Here is a 6,144-nt window from a genome sequence, read left to right as displayed (position 1 = left end):
ATGTTGATAAAGAATTTATTGAATTTGTGCCTATTAATAATTCAATTTATAATTATGAATACCATTATAATAGATTAGTTACATATAATTTTGAAGGACTTAGCAGAAAAAATCTTCATTCTAAATTAAGAGAATTTTTATCAAATTTAAAAATTATGAAAAGAAAAATGATAGAAAATGCTTATTATGGTTCTCAGTGGTGGAATTTAACTAATAATGCTGTTGAATACATATTGAATTATGTAGAGAATAATTCAGATTATCTTAAAAGATTTAAAAATGTATGGGGCAGTGATGAATATTTTTTTCAGACTATATTACTAAATAGTATACTAAAAAATAATTGTTTATGTAATAATTTAAGATATATAGATTGGAGCAGGGCAATTGGAAGTCATCCACATACATTTGTATTTAATGATTACAATAATATAAAATTATATACGGGGGGTGGTATATTTGCCCGTAAGTTTGATGAGAATATAGATAATGATATAATAGATAAATTATATGAGGATTTAGAGGATTAATTTGGAGTTTTATTATGGCAGAGAAACTTAATGTATTAAAGGCAAGAATAAAAGCTGTAAGCAGTACGCATAAAATAACTAAAACTATGGATATGATAGCACGTTCAAGAACTGCTAAAATATTAACAGTGGAACAGGGTATGCGTCCTTTTACTCAGAAACTCAATAGAATAGTTGAAGATCTTTCACATTCTGATATGGATCATCTTCATCCTTTGCTTTCGCCTAAAAAAAAGATAAAAAATATAATACTTTTTGTTGTTACATCAAGCAGGGGATTATGCGGTTCTTATAATACAAAGATTTTTGATGAAGCTATGGAAAGAATTAGGCATCATCATAGACATGGAAGAGAAGTGCAGCTTCATGTGCTTGGTAAAAAAGGCGAAGTATATTTTGAAAAGCAGGGTATACCAATAGCACGTAAATATCCTCGTATAGATGAAGAATCTACTTTTGATGATTGTGCTACTGTTGTGCAGCGTTTCATGCATGAATATGCTGTTGATAATGCTTCAAGAGTAGAGGTTATATATACTAGATATTATACTAGAGTTGTACATATACCTAAAATAAAAAGTTTAATTCCTATGATACCAGATGAAGAAGATATTGAAGGTCATAAAATAAAAAAGCAAATTGATTATATAATAGAGCCGAATAGGGAAGAAGTATTGAAAGAGATTGTACCTATGGCTATTAAAACATATTTCTATTTTATGCTTACTAGTTCTTTTTTGTCAGAGAATGCTGAAAGATCTATAGCTATGAGAAATGCTACAGATAATGCTGAGAGGCTTCTTGGAGATTTAAGAAACAAGGCTAATAGAGCAAGACAGGAACATATTACTAATGAGCTTCTTGATATTATAGGAGGTTCTGAGGCTATATAATTTATTTTTTGATAATAGAAAATCAATACCATTCATATATTTATTTTATGGATGGTATTTTTTTATTTTAAATTCTTTTGTTATAGAATTAAGGAATGATTTAAAAAATTATAAGTATAAATGCGATATTTTTTAATTATTTAATAAAGCAATCTTTATTAAGAATACTATAAAATTATTTGTTTTTATTGTATAATACTCAAAATTATTAGTTACGATGAGGCGGTATATGAAAAAATTGTTGTTGATTTCTTTTGTTTTGATGATTACTTTTATTGTGTCATGCGGTAAAAAAGAAGAGGCTAGTCTAAGTATAAGTAATAATGCAGTTTATGTGAGTTCTCCAGAAAATGTGTATCATAAAACTTATACTAATGTTGTAAAGATTCAGGGTAAATTTGTTAATATAAACTCTGTTTTCTCTTATGCTGACAGAGAAGAAGGAGAATATAGTGAGAAGTATGATATATTTGAGGCTATACAAAATCATAGCTTAAAGAGAGTACAGGAATTAATAGAAGAAGGTGAAGATATAGATCAAACTTATTTCGGAGATGGTTTATATAGTGATATTTTAGGCAGAAGTTATTCATCAAGTGGTACTACACCTTTAATATTTGCCGTATTTTATAGAGATTTGGGTATAATGAAATATTTGCTTGATAAAGGTGCTGATCCTTATATTAAAGATGATGACAGTTGGAATGCCTTTTTATGGGCTTGTAGTAGTGGGAATGTTGATGTAATAAAAATGCTTGTAAACTTTGATTCTGATTTAGTTAATTCTCAAAATATGTATGATGCAAACGGACTTCATATGGCTGCTTTGTATGATAATGTAGAGGTGTTTGAGTATTTAGTTAATGATTTGGGTATAGATATAAACAGCACTGATGAGGATGGAGACGGAGTTTTATATTATGCCAATAAAGATGCAGCATTAGAAAAGTTAAGAGAGCTTGGTGCCAAATAATATAAATTGTGTAATACATTAATATATTTTAAAGATGAATAAACTATAAAATAGCTAGAGCCTTAAAGCAAGATTTTTTAATTATTAATAAATCAATTTTTATTAGCAACAAATAATAAATTGTGAGCGTTTCAATATGAATATATTAAAAAATCGAGCGTCTAGCAATCGCCAAAGGCGTGCTAGAGCTTTAAAGCGAGATTTTTTAATTATTTATAGAAAATAATTTGTTTTTATAGTATAATACTTCGTAAATTATTAATTATTATACGGCGGTGTTTATGAAAAGAATAAAGGTTTCAAAAAGTACATTATTGATTTCTTTACTACTAATTATTTCAATTATTTCATGTAAAAAGAAAGAGGAAGCAAGTGTAGGTATAGGTGGAAATACTTCATATGTGAGTTCTCCAGAAAATATATATCATGCAACATATACTAATGTTGTAAAGATTCAGGGTAAATATGTTAGTATGAATTCTGCTTTTTCTTATGGCAATAGAGAAGAAGGAGAATACAGCGAAGACTATGATATATTTGAGGCTATACAAAATCATAGTTTAAAGAGAGTTCAGGAATTAATTGAAGAAGGCGAGGATATTGACCAAACTTATTATGGAGATGATAGTTTATACAGCGAATTTATGGATGACAGTTATGCTGCCGGCGGTGCTACACCTTTGATATTTGCTGTATTTTATAGAGATTTGGGCATAATGAAATATTTACTTGATAATGGAGCTGATCCTTATGTTACTGATGATGATGGATGGAATGCTTTTTTATGGTCATGCGGTACTGGAAATGTTGATGTAATAAGAATGCTTGTACAGTCAGATTCTGATTTAGTTAATTCAAAAAATCCTTATGAGGCAAATGGTCTTCTTATGGCCGCTTTAAATGATAATGTTGAAGTATTTGAATATTTGGTAAATGACTTAGGCATCAATATAAACAGCACTGATGAGGATGGAGACGGAGTTTTATATTATGCCAATGAAGATGGAGCAATAGAAAAATTAAAAGAATTAGGTGCAGAATAATATTAGATAAACTTATATTTATATATAATGAAATACCATTCATATATTAATTTTATGAATGGTATTTTTTATTTTAAATTTTTTAGATTATTGAATGATTTTATAAAAATTCTGAGTGTCTAGCAATGGATAGAGCTTTAAAGCGAGATTTTTAAAATTATTTATATAAAATAATTTGTTTTTATAGTATAATATATTAAATTATTAATTACTATATGGGGTATATATGAAAAAATTGTTATTAATTTCTTTTGTTTTTATGATTACTTTTATTGTTTCTTGCGGTAAAAAAGAAGAGGGTATTGTAAGTAATACTGATAATGCAGATAATAAGATTTATACTAATGCTGTAAAGGTTCAGGGTAAATATGTTAATGTTAATACTGATTTTTCTTACGGCAACAGAGAAGAAGGAAAATACAGCAAAGATTATGATATATTTGAAGCTATAGAAAATCATAGTTTAAAAAGAGTGATTGAATTAATAGAAGAAGGTGAAGATATTAATCAAACTTACAGCGGCGGCAAAAAATATAGTGAGCTTCTTAATAATGATTATTATCTTGATGGAGCTACTCCTTTAATGTTTGCTGTGTTTTATAGAGATTTGGGTATAATGAAATATTTGCTTGATAATGGTGCCGATCCTAATATTATTCAAGATGAATATGGACGAAATGTATTTTTACTTGCTTGCAGTTTTGGAAATGTTGATGTAATAAAAATGATTGTAGATTTTGACTCTGATTTAGTTGATTCTATATCTAGCCGTGATGAGAATGGACTTGAAATGGCTTATTTGTATGGAAATATATAAGTATTTGAATATTTAGTTAATACATTAGGTTTAACTACTGATATTTTGGATAATGTTGATGAAGAAGATCCATACGAAAATACTGAGGACATAAAAAAATTAAGAGAACTTCTAAATTAGATTAGTTATTTTTATATTAATTGTTAATAAAAAATTATAAATAATGCACGGTGAATTAGCTTTTATTTATCAATTTATTATATTTTTTACAAATAAAATTCTTCGTGCGTTGTAAAAACAATAAATTTAAATAACTCTAGGGTGAGCGGCAGAAATAACAGTGTAGAGTTAAAAAGAAAAATAATACAAAAATTGCAGATTAAGGTTATAAGTCTAGAGGGTGGGGAGTGAAAATAAGTTTTAAAACTTAACTGACATACCCCGCCCTTTATTATTTATCACTTTATCAGAAAATTTAACTTTAATTATATTTATGACGTACTTAGAAATTTAAGTACCCGCCCAAGTTTTTATTATATTTAAAATTTTAATAAAAAATTATATCATTAATATTTTTTATGAAGCAGCTTTTATATTTAATACAGGCTTTAATCTATCTATTATATTTGCAGTTGGTTCTATTAGAGTTTCTATTTCCTTAGAATCTTTATAAGCCTGAGGAGCTTCATCTAAAGTATTTTTGCATATACTGCTTGAATAAATGCCTTTCATAGAATCAATAAAATCTTTCATATCTATTTGTTTTTTTGCCTGCATTCTTGATAAAACTCTTCCTGCTCCATGAGGTGCAGAACAATTCCAATCCTCATTGCCTTTTCCTTCGCATATTAATATACCGTCACGCATATTAAAAGGAATTATCATTTTTTCATTTTTATAACTTCTTATAGCACCTTTTCTTATTATAAAATCTTCAAAGTCTATAAAATTATGTATAGATGAAAAAGTATTTTCTGTTTTTATATTAAGAGCATTAGTTATAATATCAAGCATTGTTTCTCTGTTAATTTTGGCATAATACTGTGCTATTACCATATCGATGCAGTAATCAAACATAGCTTTACCGTATATATAATCTCCGCTTCTTATTATTTCATTATATTCATTGTATTCTTTTGTTGCTTTATCATTTATATCTTTGACATTATTAATAAAATCTTTTGCTTCTTCTATTCTTTTTTTATTTTGCCTTACATGATATTCGCATACTCTTGTACCGAAATTTCTTGAGCCTGAATGTATTGTAAGAAAATAATCATTATTTATAGATTTTCCTATTTCTATAAAATGATTTCCTCCTCCAAGTGTGCCTATTGAATTATTGAATTTTTCTAAATCTATTTCTACTCTTTCGCATAGTTTTTTTATATAATTATCATCAATATTAAAAGGTTCAAATTTGGTATTATATCTTTTATTATATTTAATTATAAAATTTCTCATTATTTCATTTAATTCTTTGAAATTAAAAAATGAATAAAAGCTTTTCTTATGAGTTTTCTGTCCCATAGGAATATTTTGTTTTATTGTTTTATCTATATTTTCTAATGAAATGTTTTTTATATTGTCTTCCAATTTTGAAGTAAGCATACCGCATCCTATATCAACTCCTATATGAAAAGGATTTACTCTGTCAGTTAATGGCATTGTAAAGCCTATAACTATACCTTTTCCAATATGAGTATCAGGCATTATTCTCACCTTTATATTTTCGCTTACTTTTTCATTCAAAATATTATATATAAGAGAATAAGATTCCTCATCAATATTATCTGTGAAAATTTTGCAGTCTTTATTATATTTTCCTTTCAATTCTATCATAAATCATAAACCTCTGTTTTATTGAAGCCGTATTATGATTATAAATACCATAAATGACAAAATTTGTCAAAAATAATTTATTTATAAAAATTGTATATTAATTTTA

General features: G+C 26.8%; 5 protein-coding genes and 1 pseudogene. 5 read left to right on the top strand and 1 reads right to left on the bottom strand.

Annotated elements, in window-relative coordinates; translation table 11 throughout:
* The 5 genes and pseudogenes from Q0J90_RS02150 to Q0J90_RS02130 all read left to right on the top strand — a co-directional run.
* Window positions 1-530: beta-1,6-N-acetylglucosaminyltransferase (locus tag Q0J90_RS02150; RefSeq protein WP_297276342.1), on the top strand; the 530-nt coding region annotated here is incomplete at its 5' end.
* A gap of 14 nt (window positions 531-544) precedes the next feature.
* Window positions 545-1,423, top strand: coding sequence for an ATP synthase F1 subunit gamma (gene atpG, locus Q0J90_RS02145; protein ID WP_297276341.1), 879 nt, complete (start codon window positions 545-547; stop codon window positions 1,421-1,423).
* Window positions 1,424-1,652: 229 nt separating this feature from the next.
* Window positions 1,653-2,396 carry an ankyrin repeat domain-containing protein gene (locus Q0J90_RS02140; RefSeq protein ID WP_297276340.1) on the top strand — a complete coding sequence of 248 codons (744 nt, stop codon included), beginning with the start codon at window positions 1,653-1,655 and terminating at the stop codon, window positions 2,394-2,396.
* A 281-nt stretch (window positions 2,397-2,677) separates the two neighbouring features.
* Window positions 2,678-3,439: an ankyrin repeat domain-containing protein gene (locus Q0J90_RS02135; RefSeq protein WP_297276339.1), complete on the top strand. Its 762-nt coding sequence runs from the start codon at window positions 2,678-2,680 to the stop codon at window positions 3,437-3,439.
* 226 nt (window positions 3,440-3,665) lie between these two features.
* Window positions 3,666-4,376: pseudogene (locus Q0J90_RS02130) on the top strand (ankyrin repeat domain-containing protein).
* A gap of 396 nt (window positions 4,377-4,772) precedes the next feature.
* Here Q0J90_RS02130 and Q0J90_RS02125 read toward each other — a convergent pair.
* Entirely contained in the window at window positions 4,773-6,038 is a 1,266-nt protein-coding gene (locus Q0J90_RS02125; protein ID WP_297276338.1) for an RtcB family protein, read from the bottom strand.
* Window positions 6,039-6,144 lie beyond the last annotated feature (106 nt).

It is taken from the genome of uncultured Brachyspira sp. (assembly GCF_944390595.1).
In the GTDB taxonomy this organism is placed as follows: Bacteria; Spirochaetota; Brachyspiria; order Brachyspirales; family Brachyspiraceae; genus Brachyspira.
The sequence above is the reverse complement of the archived record's forward strand: the minus strand, read 5'-3'. Positions and strand labels throughout refer to the sequence as shown.